This is a genomic window from Aquisalimonas lutea (genome assembly GCF_030409225.1).
Classification (GTDB): Bacteria; Pseudomonadota; Gammaproteobacteria; order Nitrococcales; family Aquisalimonadaceae; genus Aquisalimonas; species Aquisalimonas lutea.
This window is the reverse complement of the sequence record NZ_JAUFPK010000001.1, coordinates 1,306,240-1,321,423: the sequence shown is the minus strand read 5'-3', so window position 1 is coordinate 1,321,423 and position 15,184 is coordinate 1,306,240. Positions and strand designations below refer to the sequence as shown.

8 protein-coding genes and 6 pseudogenes are annotated in these 15,184 nt (G+C 57.1%); 7 read left to right on the top strand and 7 right to left on the bottom strand.

Translation table 11 applies throughout. The features are described from left to right. Positions 1–104: 104 nt before the first annotated feature. Positions 105–1,112 (top strand): IS5 family transposase, encoded by a 1,008-nt coding sequence (locus tag QWY84_RS06190; RefSeq protein WP_353959881.1) that lies wholly within the window; start codon positions 105–107, stop codon positions 1,110–1,112. Between the two features lie 70 nt (positions 1,113–1,182). On the opposite strand, the pseudogene tnpA reads toward QWY84_RS06190, so the two are convergent. The 3 genes and pseudogenes from tnpA to QWY84_RS06175 all read right to left on the bottom strand — a co-directional run. After that, positions 1,183–1,612, bottom strand: a pseudogene (gene tnpA / locus QWY84_RS06185) (IS200/IS605 family transposase). A 165-nt stretch (positions 1,613–1,777) separates the two neighbouring features. Next, positions 1,778–2,695 (bottom strand): sulfotransferase, encoded by a 918-nt coding sequence (locus QWY84_RS06180; protein WP_290201585.1) that lies wholly within the window; start codon positions 2,693–2,695, stop codon positions 1,778–1,780. Positions 2,696–2,926: 231 nt separating this feature from the next. Next, positions 2,927–3,082 (bottom strand): annotated as a pseudogene (locus QWY84_RS06175) (transposase); the annotation flags it as partial. Between the two features lie 144 nt (positions 3,083–3,226). Between QWY84_RS06175 and QWY84_RS06170 the strand changes: the two are divergent. Continuing rightward, positions 3,227–3,427, top strand: a pseudogene (locus tag QWY84_RS06170) (IS3 family transposase); the annotation flags it as partial. A gap of 292 nt (positions 3,428–3,719) precedes the next feature. On the opposite strand, the pseudogene QWY84_RS06165 reads toward QWY84_RS06170, so the two are convergent. Continuing rightward, positions 3,720–4,695 (bottom strand): annotated as a pseudogene (locus QWY84_RS06165) (IS5 family transposase); the annotation flags it as partial. A 63-nt stretch (positions 4,696–4,758) separates the two neighbouring features. Here QWY84_RS06165 and QWY84_RS06160 point away from each other — a divergent pair. Continuing rightward, positions 4,759–6,282: pseudogene (locus tag QWY84_RS06160) on the top strand (IS3 family transposase). A gap of 46 nt (positions 6,283–6,328) precedes the next feature. On the opposite strand, the pseudogene QWY84_RS20160 reads toward QWY84_RS06160, so the two are convergent. Then, a pseudogene (locus tag QWY84_RS20160) lies at positions 6,329–6,472 on the bottom strand (IS5/IS1182 family transposase); the annotation flags it as partial. A gap of 440 nt (positions 6,473–6,912) precedes the next feature. Between QWY84_RS20160 and QWY84_RS06155 the strand changes: the two are divergent. Then, positions 6,913–8,409: an Ig domain-containing protein gene (locus tag QWY84_RS06155; RefSeq protein WP_290201584.1), complete on the top strand. Its 1,497-nt coding sequence runs from the start codon at positions 6,913–6,915 to the stop codon at positions 8,407–8,409. A gap of 489 nt (positions 8,410–8,898) precedes the next feature. Further along, positions 8,899–9,852 (top strand): glycosyltransferase family 2 protein, encoded by a 954-nt coding sequence (locus tag QWY84_RS20050; RefSeq protein WP_353959871.1) that lies wholly within the window; start codon positions 8,899–8,901, stop codon positions 9,850–9,852. Between the two features lie 63 nt (positions 9,853–9,915). Here the strand turns inward: QWY84_RS20050 and QWY84_RS06150 are convergent, their stop codons facing one another. Both QWY84_RS06150 and QWY84_RS06145 read right to left on the bottom strand, forming a co-directional pair. Next, positions 9,916–11,292, bottom strand: coding sequence for a glycosyltransferase (locus QWY84_RS06150; protein WP_290201583.1), 1,377 nt, complete (start codon positions 11,290–11,292; stop codon positions 9,916–9,918). Between the two features lie 87 nt (positions 11,293–11,379). Then, entirely contained in the window at positions 11,380–13,188 is a 1,809-nt protein-coding gene (locus QWY84_RS06145; protein ID WP_290201581.1) for an ABC transporter ATP-binding protein, read from the bottom strand. A 181-nt stretch (positions 13,189–13,369) separates the two neighbouring features. On the opposite strand from QWY84_RS06145, the gene QWY84_RS06140 reads away from it, so the two are divergent. Beyond that, complete coding sequence (locus QWY84_RS06140; RefSeq protein WP_290201579.1) at positions 13,370–14,161, top strand: polysaccharide deacetylase family protein; 792 nt, start codon at positions 13,370–13,372, stop codon at positions 14,159–14,161. After that, a complete protein-coding gene (locus tag QWY84_RS06135; RefSeq protein WP_290201578.1) occupies positions 14,158–15,168 on the top strand; it encodes a polysaccharide deacetylase family protein in 1,011 nt (336 codons plus the stop codon). The genes QWY84_RS06140 and QWY84_RS06135 overlap by 4 nt, the downstream gene beginning before the upstream one ends. Positions 15,169–15,184 lie beyond the last annotated feature (16 nt).

Genomic DNA, 15,184 nt, shown 5'->3' with positions numbered 1-15,184 from the left:
CCTACGTCTTGATTCAGCCCGAATCCTAACGAGACCCGCGGTGGCCTCTCAGCCTCCCTGCCTGACCGGCCCGGCAATCCTCCCGGACGCCGAGTTACACACTTCTGGGGACTCTACTAACGCCAGAGCCTGCAACGCGTGAGCGTGGATACCACCGTCCAGGAGAAGGCGATCACGTACCCGACGGATGCCAAGCTCTACCCCGCGGGATCCGGAATCTGGCCAAGCTCGCGCAGCAGCACGGTGTTCCGCTGCGCCAGAGTTATGCGCGCAAGGCGCCCGAGGCACTGCTAATGGTCAACCGCTACGCGAAAGCCAAGCAGATGAAGCGCAAGCGACGGATGACCAAACGGCTCAAGACGTACCTGGGCCGGGTGACCCGCGACATTGAGCGCAAGATCGAGGACGCACCGGACGTCACCCAGACGGCGTTCCAGCAACCGCTGCACCAGGCAAACCGGCTGCTCAGCCAGACACGCAAGAGCAAGAACAAGCTGCTGTCCTGGCATGCCCCGGAGGTCGAGGTCATCGGCAAGGGCAAGGTGGCCAAGCCGTGGGAGTTCGGCGTGAAGGTCTCGGTGGCGGTGACCAACCGGGAGAGCTTCGTGGTCGGCTGCCGCTCCATGCCAAACAACCCGTTCGACGGCCACACCCTGGCCGAGACGCTGGAGCAGACCGAGATTCTGAGCGGTGTGGCACCCAAGCGCTGCTACGTCGATCGTGGCTACCAGGGAGCAGCCATCCCGGACGTCCAGGTCTTCCGTTCTGGTCAGAAACGCGGTATGAGCACCCGAACGCTGAAGAGGGAGCTCAAACGCCGCAGCGCCATCGAAGCCGTGATCGGTCACATGAAAACCGACGGCCGCATGGACCGGTGCCGACTGAAAGGTGCTCTGGGCGATGCGCTCAATGCGGTGCTCGTGGCTGCCGGGCACAACATCCGGCTCCTGCTCCGGGCGATGCCCGCTCTTTTGCGCCGAGTACTTGGGCGGCTACGGGCCGTCTTCGACACCGGAATCCGTAATCAGAATCTCGAACCCGGAATGCGGGCTGCCGCACAACGGGTTATTCAGGACGGACTAAGTATCCCCCGGAAAAGCCGGGGGCTTTAGTCTGTGAGCCGCTCAAAGCGGCATGAACGGGATCGCACAGCGATCCCTTGAGCCCCCTGAAGGGGGCTACCTACACCAAATTCATCTGGTCAATTCGGCGGTCTTCCTGCTCCTGGTGCCGGATGTAGTCTCGAATCACCGCCTCATCGCGGCCCACCGTGGAGACAAAATACCCACGCGCCCAGGAAGTGCTGGCCGACGAAATTCCGCTTGCGCTCCATGTAGGCCCGGGCGATGTGAATCGCACTCTTCCCCTTCACGTACCCCACCACCTGTGACACCGAGTACTTCGGCGGAATCGCGATCATCATGTGCGCCTGATCCGGCATCAGGTGCCCTTCCTCGATCCAGCTCTCCTTCTGCTCGGCCAGTCGCCGGAGCACCTCCCCCAGCTCCGAGCGCAACTGCCCGTACAACACCTTGCGCCGGAACTTCGGAATGAACACCACATGGTACTTACACTCCCAACGGGTGTGGCTTAGACTGCCAACTTGTCTCATGGCTTCTCCCAGTCGTGATGCTTGGCGGCTCACGCTTGGGAGTTGTCATGAGATTCCCTGAATCGTCAAACTCCTACTCCCTCCCCAGCAAAGCTGGGGGGTCTCCCGGATGTACTAGGTACCCGAATCGACGAGCGGTTTCCACCGAAACCCTAGCTGCTACTACTAGCTTTGCATGGCCTGGATCTTTTCTTTTTCTCCAGCAAACTGTCTTCGTATCTCTTCAATTTGTTGCTTAGAAAATAATTTATTTTCTTTGCTCTCTGCCGTCTTTACTTCTTCCCGGTTTTGTTTCCATATTTCTTCAGGTTTTGTTATACCTTGGGTATCGTAAACAGGCCTTAGCGTGTCTTTTTTTAAACCTAAAAAGAATTCCATTTCACGTAAATAAAGTCCTAGATTAGCTGTCAATTTTTCGTACTCCACATGAAAATGCTTTCGAGAAGAGTGTCGAGATAAAGAAATCTTTCTCGCGTTTTTGCAATAAGCGATCGCCTTTTCTAAACCATTACTACCTCCAAAACGTGAACGAAAGGCTGGATATTTTTTTGCAGCATCCATCAAAGAAGCTATGTTTGCGACTGGATCTCTAAGCACGTGCACAAATTGCGCATTCGGATAGTATTTTTCGATAAAATCTAGAACAAAAATATTCTGCGGCGTTTTCTCAAGCCATCGAGCGCCGCCGGTCGCCGACTCCATCATCAGGTGGAAATCGCGTAGCACGGATCGTATGAGCCAACGGCGACCGTCGTCGCCTATGCTTAGATGTGCTCTAAGCTCGTGCGGAAGATTATTCAGGGAAACATCCCACGAAAAATTTAACGTGAGTCCAATGCGATTCAAGAGCCGCTTAGCTAGCATGCCCGGAAGCCGGCGATGACCGATAAGGTTTCCAAAGCGGCGATAGTTAAGGTCATCGACGGCGAAATAAAGGACATTAGTTTCAGGGAAGGCGACGAGTTCACCGCCACTCGCTAGCAAAGATTGGACTAGCGTTGTTCCTGAGCGAGAGCAGCCAACAACGAATACCGGCTTGGCCTCTCTGTTTGTACTGCAACCGTCCTTAGACTTATACGTCATATTATATGGCCCCTCGACCTAAATTTTTGAGACTCCGAGATCGCCCTGCTCCCTGATGCTAACCCTTACCTGATCAGCAATGTAACCCTTCCACGAACCCCATTTGTTGACCCGCGGCTTGGTTCGCGACACTTTTCCCAACCGATGGATGGAACGCTAGTATCCTGCAACTGAAGCTCGTTCACGAAGTCGTTCGATTTTGGCAAGAATGGACTCGGCGCAGGGATAAGAGATCTGGTGGGCGTTGACGCCATGGCGGCGGGCGACCACCAACACCGAGGCACCCTCGGCCGGCGTCTCCTCGACCATCCGCCGCTTGTAGCCGGCCGTGAAACGCCGCCGCCTGTCGCCGCCGCTGGCTCGGGGACGTCGTTCCTTGGTGTCCACTTCGCTTCCAGGTGGACACCTGCCCCGTGCTTACTTCACCCGTGGAGACGCGATCATCGGCAATCACGAATCTGCCCGGCAGCCGTTACTCACCGGACGCTTACGTTGGCAACTACCCTCCGACGTCGGCTATGCTCAATGGTGGATAGTGTGTTCATCGAGCGGCTGTGGCGCAGCGTGAAGTACGAGGATGTGTACCTGCGGGCCTAGACGCCCACCGAGTTGCGCGCCGGCTTACGCCGCTACTTCACGTTCAACAACATCCGGCGCCGTCACGGAGGGCTGGACGGACGCACTCCGGATACGGTGTATTTCGACCAGGCGGGACGCAAGTTGGTCGTCTGACAACCAAGGAAGCCGCCACTTACGGCGCTCTCCAGTTTTCGGGTCCATTTCTCCATTCGGCGCCATAGCGCACCGGAGAAGAGTCGACGCTTGCTCCTGAAAACCGCCCCAACTCCGCTAGCAGGCTGCTGAAATTCGGGGTTGTGGAACGGACCTGATGGTTACCGGAGCACCAACAGAACAGGCCTCGGGCGCTGCTGTGGCATTGACCTCGGGCCGGCAGCCCCGGATTTCCGCTCTGGTGGGCCGTTCCATGAGCCCGAAGCCGGAGTTCGCCCTGACCCGGGCCATCTCAGGTGGCCTTCTGCAGGAGTCTGGGCGCTCGAACCAGGTTGTAGGCCAACGCCGTGAAGGCGAGATCCCATCCCACCTTGTCGGGGCCGATGAACCGGGTCTTGGCGAGTTGCCCGATGGTCTTGCCCCAGCCGAAGAACTCCTCGATCCGCTTCCCCGCTCGCTGGCTACAGGTGTATCCCTCGTGTCGGGTGGTTCGCTCATCGATCGCACTGTGCCGCTTCTTCTCGGCGACATGCGGAGTGACTTCGCATTCACGCAGCGCTCGGACAAAGCCGCGGGTGTTGTAGCCGGCATCGGCCCCCCAGGGTCAGCCGCGGCCCAGCGGGGATTTCCCGGATCATCTCCAGGGCCGCAGCGCGCTCAGCGGTGCCGTTCGCTTCGGTGAGGCGGGTGTCGACGATCAGCCCGCTGCGGTTTTCCATCAGCGCGTGGCCGATGTAGCAAAGCTGAGCGGGTTGCCCCTTGGCCTTGCGGTACAGCCGCGCGTTGGGATCGGTGCTCGAGGCGTGGGTGTCGTTGGTGCGCCGCTTGCCGCGGAAGTTGACGTTCGGGTTTCGGCCGCCAGCGCCACCACCGCTGGCATTGTCGTCGTTGGAGTCGTCATCGCGGGGCACGAAGCTCTTCATCGACACCCAGGCCTCGATCAGCGTGCCGTCGCCGGAGAAGTGCTCATAGGACAGCAACCGGCGGATCTCCGGCAGCTCGGTGAGCTGCTGGAGCAGGCGCTGCGCGACCGCGCCGCTGACCAGCCGATCGCGGTTCTTGGTGAACGTCGCCGGGTGCCAGACGGAATCATCGACTTCGAGCCCGACGAACCAGCGGAACAGCAGATTGTAGTTGAGCTGCTCCATGAGCAGCCGCTCCGAGCGGATGGTGTACAGCGCCTGGAGTAGCAGCGCTCGCAGCAACTTCTCCGGCGGGATCGAGGGCCGGCCGCTGTCGGCATAGAGCCGATCGAACTCGCTGTCAACGGTCATCCAAATTTCCCCAGTGGGAGGTGCGGACGAAATCTTGGACTACATCGGAGGTAGCTCATGTACTCGTATGATGATCGTCTCAGGGCAGTGAAGCTCTATATCCAGTACGGCAGGAGCGCGGCCGACGCCATCCGGGAGCTTGGTTACCCCTCACGGAAGAACCTCCGGCGGTGGTATCGCATCTACGTCGAAACCGGGGATCTGCCGGAGCGGTCTCGCCCCAAGTCGAAGTACTCAATCGCACAGAAGCAAAGGGCGGTTGAGTACTACTTCACCCATGGTCGCTGCCTTGCCAGAACCAGTGAGGCGCTGGGGTACCCGTGTGTCGCGACGCTTCGAGCCTGGATTGATGCGCTCCATCCCGGCACGCGACCGCGTCTCACTGGCAAGGCGACAGGCGCGCCCTTTTCACCGGAGGAGAAGCGACAGGCGGTGATCGAACTCTGTTCTCGGCAAGGCGGCGCCGCGACGAGGTCGGCGTAAGCAGACAAGTGCTGTACAAGTGGAAAGATCAGTTGCTCGACGACGGAGTCCGCCCACCGATGAAACGCCGCAAAAACGCATTGTCTGCCAACGAGCAAGCCGCCTTGGAGCAGGAGGCCGAATCGCTTCAGCGACGCATCCACCGCCTGCGGCTCGAACATGATCTCCTGACCAAGGCGAATCAACTGAATAAAAAAGGACCACGGCGTCGATCTGCAGCTCCCGAGCAACAAGGAGAAGACCCTGCTGATTGACGCCATGCGGGAGGCCTACGCATTGTCGGAGCTGTTTACCGAGCTACGGCTGCCACGCAGTTCCTACTTCTACCACAGGGCGCGGCTCGCGACACCGGACAAGTATGCGGGCGCCCGCCGTATCATCACGGACGTCTTCGAGCTCAACCACCGGTGCTACGGGTATCGGCGCATTGGCGTCGAGCTGGGTCACCGCGGAATCGTCGTCTCCGAAAAGATCGTTCGCCGGCTGATGGCAGAAGAGCAACTGGTCGTTCACACCAGGCGGCGTCGCCGGTACAGCTCCTACGGGGGAGAAATCACCCCTGCGGTCGACAACCTCGTCAATCGTGACTTCGGTGCAGCGGCGCCCAACGAGAAATGGCTGACTGATATCACGGAGTTCCAGCTCCCCGCGGGCAAGGTCTATCTATCACCCATGATTGACTGCTTCGACGGGCTGGTGGTCAGTTGGACCATCGGCACCAGACCGGATGCCGAGCTGGTGAACGCCATGCTCGACGAGGCTGTCGCCTCGCTGAACGAGGACGAGAAGCCCATCGTCCACTCTGACCGCGGCGCCTATTATCGCTGGCCCGGATGGCTATCGCGTATCGCGGATGCGCGGCTGACCCGATCGATGTCCCGCAAAGGCTGCACGCCGGATAATGCAGCCTGCGAAGGCTTCTTCGGTCGTCTCAAGAATGAACTGTTCTACCCCAGGGACTGGCGTGCCACGACGCTGGAGCAGTTCATGGAGGCGGTGGATGCTTACATCCGCTGGTATAACGGGAAACGGATCAAGGTATCGCTCGGTGCCCTAAGCCCACGCGAGTACCGAGACAGCTTGGGGATCGCGGCTTGACAGAGTCCAAGAAAACCGCCGCACCCCCCACTGGGGATTTTTGAATGACCGATGACAACTCGCCGAACAGCCCGTCGAGGACCTGACCGAACAGGGTGCGGATGCGCCGCAAGGGGTGGTGGTTCGGGACTCGTGCCTCAAGACTGACGTAGCTGAACAACTGGGGCTGTTCGACGTCTTCACCGCGCATCCGAGCATCTCCCTGAACGCCGTCAATGACGGCGTCCATTTTACCAAACGCCCCGCAAAACGGGCTTTTTCAGCAGCCTGCTAGTGCAGCAGGCAGTGATATTGCCTAGAAGACGGTTCCACGAGCACGAGGCCCATATGTATCGGCGGGCTCCGGAGGTGCATTACTCAGATCAGATTCCCTCTGCTTGTGCCTACCCGGACAACTACGTGGACCCCGGTACACCAGTACGCTATTCTAGAATAAAGTAAGCAAGCCTGCCGCTGGGTGCTACTCGTTGTGCTGCTTAGCCGCTGTCTAGGCCGTGCATCGCACATTGCTAGTTGACTAGCGCCGCGGTTACAGGGATCACTGTTACGCGGACCAGTACTATTGACGAGTAGGCTTCCTAGTTGAGCAAGGGAGCAAGCTATGCGAGATGTGGCGCCACAAGACGGCCAATGGATGAGAATTACTTTATGATTTCGACTAAACATATCGTCAATTCAGCAACTCTTCTCGTCGTTTTTATTGCGTTACTTTCGCCATTTGTGGTAAAGGCCAACGAAGCGACCGCGAACTACCCGTTGGAAATCATTCAACCACAGCCTGGGCTTGACGAAGCAAACCGATTTTACAAGGCGTACCCGGAACTGGAATACAATGTTCGAATGGCTGTGGTTGGCGGCGTGTACCCGTACGAACACGAACTTTTGACCAGCCCTTCTGGCATGAGCATCGATCGGCGAACCGGCGAAATTGTCTGGGATACACCCACGGAACGCGACGAGCCGTACACCGTAACAGCGCGAGTCACAGATCAGAACGGGCGTTCCACAGAAACTTCGTGGACTATTCGCGTCACAACCGATGGATTCCTATTCGTCGACGCGGAAAACGGGGTGGCTGCCGAAGACGGGGGAAAGGGTACTATAGATGCGCCCTTTGCGAGTCTCAAAGATATCTATGAAGGCGATGACCCCGGATCGGTTTCACGGGACACCTATTCTGGTTATTTCGTTTATTGGAGGGAAGGAGTCTACGACATTGATGCGTACTTGACTGATGACGAAAAGGTTATATTCACGCAGAATAGAAAACCCAATGTTTGGCTTGGTTTTCCCAATGAAAATCCAGTCATCAAAGTGTCAGCCTTTCTGCAATGGTACGGAGACACATCAAACTTGTATTTCCAGTCTCTCGAGTTTGACATGTCCGAAAACCTAGAGACGCGGGGCTTGATGTTTACCGGAAGCACAGAAAATGTCGTTGTCCGAAAGAACGAGTTTCACAGCATTGAAAACGGGTACACAGGCGGGAACAGTTCTTTTGTTTATTTCACCAGGACCAGCTCATTAGGAAGCAATCATGTGCTTCAGGGCAATATAGCCAGAGACGTGAACAACGGGTATTGGTTAATTGCTTACACGAACAGATATGTCCTAGTGGAAGACAACCATCTGTCCAATATTGGTTCACACCCAGTTGGGCCCAAGGCCGGAAATCAGCATTGGTTTATACGTGGGAACGTTTTCGAGAACAATCCTCAAGATAGCATTTGGGTTTATGGTGGCCGATCCGGAGGCACCTACCCTACCCGAGATATCGAAATATCACATAATTTGGTGATGCCGGGCGGCGGGAAGGTAAGGATTAACCCCGTCTGGTCTAGTTCTATTGGCCCGGTTCATATGGTAAGAAATACGTTTCTGGATAAGGTGCAGGTACAAGAGATCACAGAGAGTACTGGGCCGTATACGATAAACCGCAACGTAATCATTAATTCATGGGATGAATTCGACCACATTCGAAAAATGAACATCGAAGCTCCAGACAGGCTAAGAATATGGGGAAACTTGACAGGTACCGACCAAGACAACATTGTAGATAGCGATGGCGGACTTTCGGACGATTACAAGCATTACCTAGGGGTTCAGGGACACGAAATCGCTGAATAGCGCGATCACCTATCGAACTCGCATCGGCGTTACGTACCGCGATACGGCTCATGCCTCTGGGGAAGAGATATTGTCGGCGTTTTACGTTCCTTTTGGCACTCCATTTACGTCTTGGCATACGTATTTGAATAATATGGATCGTGGCTACAAGGGCACGCCGGCCATCCGCGATGACCGTATGCTCCGCTACTGTTCGAAAAACGGCGTGAACACCGGGACGCCGAAGAACCTACGATGCGGCAATCGGCGACGTAAGATCCACGGGCGGATGAGTCGTTGCCGGCTGAAACGCCGCTTCGGTGAGACGCTGAACGCGGTGCTGATGGCCGCGCGGTACAATATTCGGCTCGGGCGCTGCGCTAGAGCGGATCTTTTACCTGATGAATTGCTGGGGCACCCTTACGTAGTAATCGATACTGTACTCTGAAATCCCGGCTTCAATCCCTCACTACAAGCCCCGCGTAGCGGGTTATTCGGAACGGACTGACTATGGCTCATACGGACGTATCGGTTTCTGTAGTTATACCGGCCTACAATTGCGCGGACACGATTGGAACCGCGATCCAAAGCGCTGTCGCCCAGACTAGCCCCGCCGACGAAATAATAGTCGTTGATGATGGATCCGAGGATGACACGCTTTCTGAGCTCGCACGATTTGATCAGCATATTAACCTCATTCAGCAAGCCAACCAAGGAGCAGCAATTGCGAGACAAACCGGAACCAATGTGGCAAGAGGCGAGTATATAGCGTACTTGGATGCAGATGACTGGTGGCCGTCAGGGAAGCTTGCCGAAGCACGGGAGCTACTCGCGCGGGAACCGATTCACTTTCTGATGGCTGATCTTCGCAGGGCACGGCCGGGGGCTCGGCCTGACGAATATTCCGAAAGGAACATTACTCACTTTCCGCGCACGCAAAAGCATCTTGAAGGACACTTGATATCAAGTACGCCGCACAACCTTTATCGCCTCCCCGTTGAGCGTGCCGTAAGGCTACTACTCTCCGGCTTCCCCGTATTCCCGAGCGCGACAGTGATCAGGCGGGCCGCGATACAATCGGTAGGCGGCTGGGACGGGAGGTTCCGTCGCTGCCAGGATTTTGATCTCGGTTTACGACTCGCGGAGCAGTACCCACTACATTTCTATGATTCGGTGCATGCCATACTGGGCATACACGACGGCAACGAGGATCAACGATTTTACTCTATCATGCAGTTATCTGGCGACATACAGGTACTGAAGACGCGTCTTGGAGGACAGTATCCCTCAGAGTATAAAAAGCGCGTGGCACGTGCTCTCTCCAACAAGCACTATAGCCTTGCCAAAACGTACGCTACATCTGGAAGGCCCACTCAATCGATTCGTACTTATGTAAAGGGTCTCCGATGGCCTGGAAACCGATTAAAGATATTCTGCCGTTTATCTTTTCTTGGCAGATTCTAGGGTGTACTTCCGAATCAATGCAATCGTTCTTGTCTCATATTACCGGCACAACAAGAAAAGCTATTATTGCCAGCGCTCCACACGCGCGAATTCTTTACTACCCTGTTTATGAGTGCTCAGCTCGCGAATCCATTCTAGATGTGCATCTGGACTCTCTCGATTTTTGAATTTCTCAATAAATTCTTTTCTCATTCCAAGTAAACCGGCGTTTTCCGCATCGAGATAGTTCAGCTCCGGTTGATTAACCTTGGCAAACAGACCGCGAGTCCACGGCCGGCCTTCTTCGTATTCCAGCGATTCCAAAAGCCTGCTCAAGCGATCGGTGCTAACGCAGGGTGACATATTCTCGTCCGCCCAAGTTCTGATATCAAATTCTTTCCTTTCCTCGGAGAACCATACCAACGCCTCTTCCAGTTCCGTGTCCGGGACCACGCGTCCCGTCTCACCCGTGATGTGATGATGGTTACCACAAGCGCACTCCTCGATGAGAAGGACCGGAGTTCCCGCGAACAGTCCCTCCGCTACACACTTATTCGCACCTTCGCGTAGGGACACTAGTACGTTTACTCTAGATAAATTAATAAGCCGGTTCAGCGTTTCCTGATCCACGGCATCGAAGTACTCGATATCGGCGTGCTGCTGCGCCCAAGACAGCGTTGCCATCACCGGCTGGCGGGCTCCACCATGCCCGGCACAAACCAGCGCTGCGCGAAAGCGCGGCCTACTGCGCGAAACTCTGACTATCGCCCGGAGGTACCGTTCCACTCGTTTGATCGAGTTGAAGTTGGCGACATAAATTGCGTCATAGCGCTTTTCCTCGCCGGGTATCACATGAAATTTCTTTGGGTTCACCCAGTCGGCCGGACCGAGAGTTGTCGGGATCAGATTTACGCCAAGCTCTTCAATGAAGCGGAAATCGTCTTCATAGGGAGCCATAATAACGACCTTTTCCGGCGAGAGCGTGGCCCAAATCAAAACCTCCGGCAAGCTGTATCCAACCCAGCTTGGCTCAAGGACGATTCGAAAGTACCTCGCGACGGCCTGCATATCCAAGAGCCGGTACAAGGCACCAAAGGTCTCGGAGAACTTTATCGTAAGAACGCCTTTTTCTTGGAGTTCCCCGTCGACGATCACCGGCAGTTTAAGAAATAGTATGCGCCGAGCCAGATTCTCAATTGTCTGCTCGCGTTTTCCATGAACCATTGACACGATCGTTTGTCGGCCAACGGCAACATCCGCGGCCAGACATCGCAACTCGCGATTCGCAGCCTCGACGTTTGCGATGCGCCGACCTTTCATAACGAACTTGAGCCCCGTTTCGGAAACACCTAGCCGCTTCAGGAAAAGGCCATACCATACGACCAGCCTGGCGAGATTGCCCTTCTGTTTAGTATGCAGATACATCCGTACGGCCTGTCGAAGCCTGTAGCGCTCGATCATTATTCGTGACCTTAGGCTAAACATTCGGGTATAGCGTCCTCATGGTCAGCTCAAGCGGTGTCAATCGGACCTCCAGTCGGTCATCGATCACACCCCACCAGAAGCAAGGCGTTTGAAGTGGGATTGCTCGCATCCAGTCAGTTGGTCCCAAGTGCCTTGTTCCACAACCCGCCCCTTTTTCAGAACAAAGATTTTGTCACAGGGCTTGACGGTCGTAAGGCGGTGAGCAATTAGGATGATCGTCTTCTGCGATGAAAGGTTGTGAACCGCCTCCATCACCGCATGCTCGGTGGCGTTATCAAGCGCACTGGTTGCTTCGTCCATAACGATGACGGGCGGGTCATGATACAGCGCACGGGCAATGCCAACGCGTTGACGTTGACCACCGGAGAACCGGACGCCCCGCTCTCCGATTTCGGTTGCGTAGCCTTCGGGCAAGTCGTTCATGACGAATTCATGCAGGTTCGCAAGGCGGGCCGCGCGCTCTACGGCCTCGTGATCGACCTCTCCCGGCCTTGCGCCCAATGCGATATTCGCCGCAATAGTATCGTCCGCCAAGAAAATGTGCTGGGGCACGTAGCCGATGCTCGCCTGCCATGCCCGGACGTTTTCCCGACCCAGTGTGACTCCATCCACGCGTATCGCTCCGGATTCCGGCTCCAGTAACCCAAGCAAAATATCGACTAGTGTGCTCTTGCCTGCGCCGGAGGCTCCAACCAAGCCGATGGTGGTATGCACCGGCACCCGCATGGAAAGCCCTTTGAGAGCCGGCTCTCCCTCACTCTCCGGGTAGTGGAAGGTCACGTTGTCGACTTCTATCGCTTCCATGGGCTCTAGGCGGCCCTTGACGGGCTCAACGCTTTGCAACTCGGCACGCTCGTCCTCTGTGCCCAGATCCTTTAGCAGATTCTCCACGGCCGGCATGGCAAACCGTATTTGCGACGTCGCATGAAAGATCCGTTGAAAGGCGGGTATCAACCGTTTCCCGGCCAACGCATACGCACCGATAATCGGAAGTGCGTAGGACAACCCACCCTCCGCGGACATAAGGATCAGAACCATGAAGAGCGCACCGCCTATCGCGATCGCTTCAATCACGTGCTGTGGCAGTTGACCGAGTACCCCGGCATTGGCCTGGTGCAGGGCAAACCGGCGTGCCGACCTGCCATACCGATTCAGGTACGCCTGCTCCCGGCCAAGAAGGCGGATCTCCTTCACCCCTCCAAAGGCCTCACTCGCTGCCATGAAGCGCTCTTGGTTCGCGACGACCCGGTCCTTGCCGATGCGTCCGAGCCACGACCGCGCAACAAAGAATATCAGTGCATACACGCCACCAAGTCCCACCGCCACGGCTACGGCCAGTGCGGGATTGATCATGACCAAAAAGCCCAGGATGACGACGGCCTGCAGAAGATAGCTCGCCAGCGACAGGGCGGGCATCAGCGCGCCCGTAACTGCCTGCCTCGTCTCTTCCAACACGGACTTCGCCAAGTCGGAGGAATTCCGCTTCAGGAAAAACGCGTAGGGCCGGCGAAGATATACCCCCATGAGCCTTCGGGATAGCGCATACTGTCGCGTCTGGGTAAACCGGATGATTAGCCATTGCGTAGCTGCACGCATCATCGAGCCGCAGAAAACGGCCAGGAAAGCTACCCCTCCCAGGAAGAAGAGGAACGAGTCCGTGCTCTCGAATCCAAACCAAGTGTAGAGGAGGCTCAGTTTCTCATTTTTCTCGACCATGCTCGGATCGGCGACGACTGCGAGAAACGGCATGACCGAGGCGATGCCCATCACCTCCACAACCGCCGTCACCATCATGAACGCAAGCACAACCAGCGCCTTGAGCTGCTCCTGCCTACTCAGCAGCGCGCGAATATTCCGAAGTCCAGTCATCATTCGAACTCGTCCACCAAGATGCGATCTGCGGTCGTGTGGGCGGATGGGAGGCCCAAGATATACGCTCGCCCGCCGCTCAACAAATCACTGTGTCACACTACAGCATCACGCTGGTAGCAAATGAGCCGCGCCAGTATACGCTATAGGCTGGACGGGCCCAGGGGTGGGTCGCAGGGCAAATATGAACAGTTCACTGAAATCCATGGCCGGCAGGGCGCTTCTGTGCAGCGGGCTGCACCGAGCGATGATGAACCAGACGGCTGCCATCGTTGCTTTTCACAGAGTTGACGACGCCGCAGCGCACGATCCCATCAGTGTGCCGGTTCCGGCATTCCAGTCATTTTGTCGCCTCGTGAGCCGGCACTTCCGCGTTGTCGCTCTCCCTGAACTACTGGCCCGCCTGGGCGACGGTAAGGACGTGTCGAATCGGCTGGTCATCACGTTCGACGACGGCTATGCGGACAATCACGAAACGGCTGCCCCCATCCTGCGCGAGTACGGCCTGCCTGCAACCTTCTTCATTGCGACCGACCTGATCGGCACACACACGCAACCTTGCTGGGATAGAAAAGCCGGTATCCGGACTCGCTGGATGACATGGGAGCAGGTGCGGGACCTTCATCGGCAGGGATTTGAACTCGGAGCGCATACCCGCACACACGCGAACCTGAATGCCCTCTCTCCGGCTCAGGCGCGAGATGAGGTATCGGGATCACGCAACGCCCTGGAGGACGCCGTGGGAGCGACAATCCGGTGGTTCAGCTACCCGTTCGGTGGTAGGAACGACTTCAATGAAGACCTTCGCGCGCTGGTCACGGACATGGGCTTTGAATGCTGCCTCTCCTGCCACGGTGGGCTGGTGCGGCCCGGCGATAGCGCAATCAACCTTCAGCGCGTCCCTGTCAACAACTACTATCGGGATTTCTGGCACTTTGGGGCGGCACTCGTGCAAAGTAGCAGGCTAGGTCAATGAGCGCTGGGAAACGGCTGATCAAGCGGACCCTGCAAATGCCGATGGGTGCTGCCGCGCCGCTGCTGCTGCGCCGCCATTCGCGGCAATTGCTGGTGTTGACCTATCACAGGATTCTCCCGGCGGACGACGCACGCGCGAGGCTCGAACAGCCGGGCATGATGGTGACCCCGGAGACGTTCGCCGCCCATTTGCGGTGGATTAAGGCCTACCTGAATCCAGTGCATCTCACTGACTGGCTGGATGGCAAAGCGACCACATCGAAGCGGCCTTGTTGCGCCATCACCTTTGACGACGGATGGCGGGATAACGCCGAGTTCGCGCTGCCGCTGCTGCGCCAACACGGCCTACCGGCGACGCTTTTCCTGGTATCGGACTTCATTGGCACCGCGCGCGCATTCTGGCCGGGGCGTGTACAGCGGTTGACGCAGTGGACGGGGTTCCCTGGAAGCGACGGGCAAGAGGATTGGGATTGGCTGTGGAGTCATCTACCGGAGGCGCCGGAAGGGGAAGCCTTGTCCGCGAGCCTCGCCAATCGGCTCATTGAACGGCTCAAGCAATATCGAGACGACGATATCGAGACCCGACTCGACCGCATCGAGGCAGCCCTTGGCATGCATGAGCGGGATGTCGAACCCGTGATGTTGAGCTGGGAGGAAGTCAACGCCATGATCTCGGACGAGACCTTCGAACTCGGCTCGCACACCCGGACGCACCGCCGACTGAACCATGTCAGCGATGCGAGCGCGCTGGACACGGAGATCGTCGGCGCCCGGGACGCGATCCGGGCCGCGACGGGCCGACGGCCGAGACTGTTCTGTTACCCCAACGGTGACCGTTCCGCACGGGCCGAAGAGTTGGTCCGCGGCAACTACGACGGCGCCTGCCTTGTTCAGCGTGGATGGAACACGCGCAGGCCAGACCCGCATCGCTTGCTTCGCGTTGGACTCCACGAGGACGTGTCAGCGACCAAGACGGCTTTCCTGGCGCGGATTCAGGGTGTCTTTTGATCCGACAGTGGCGTTT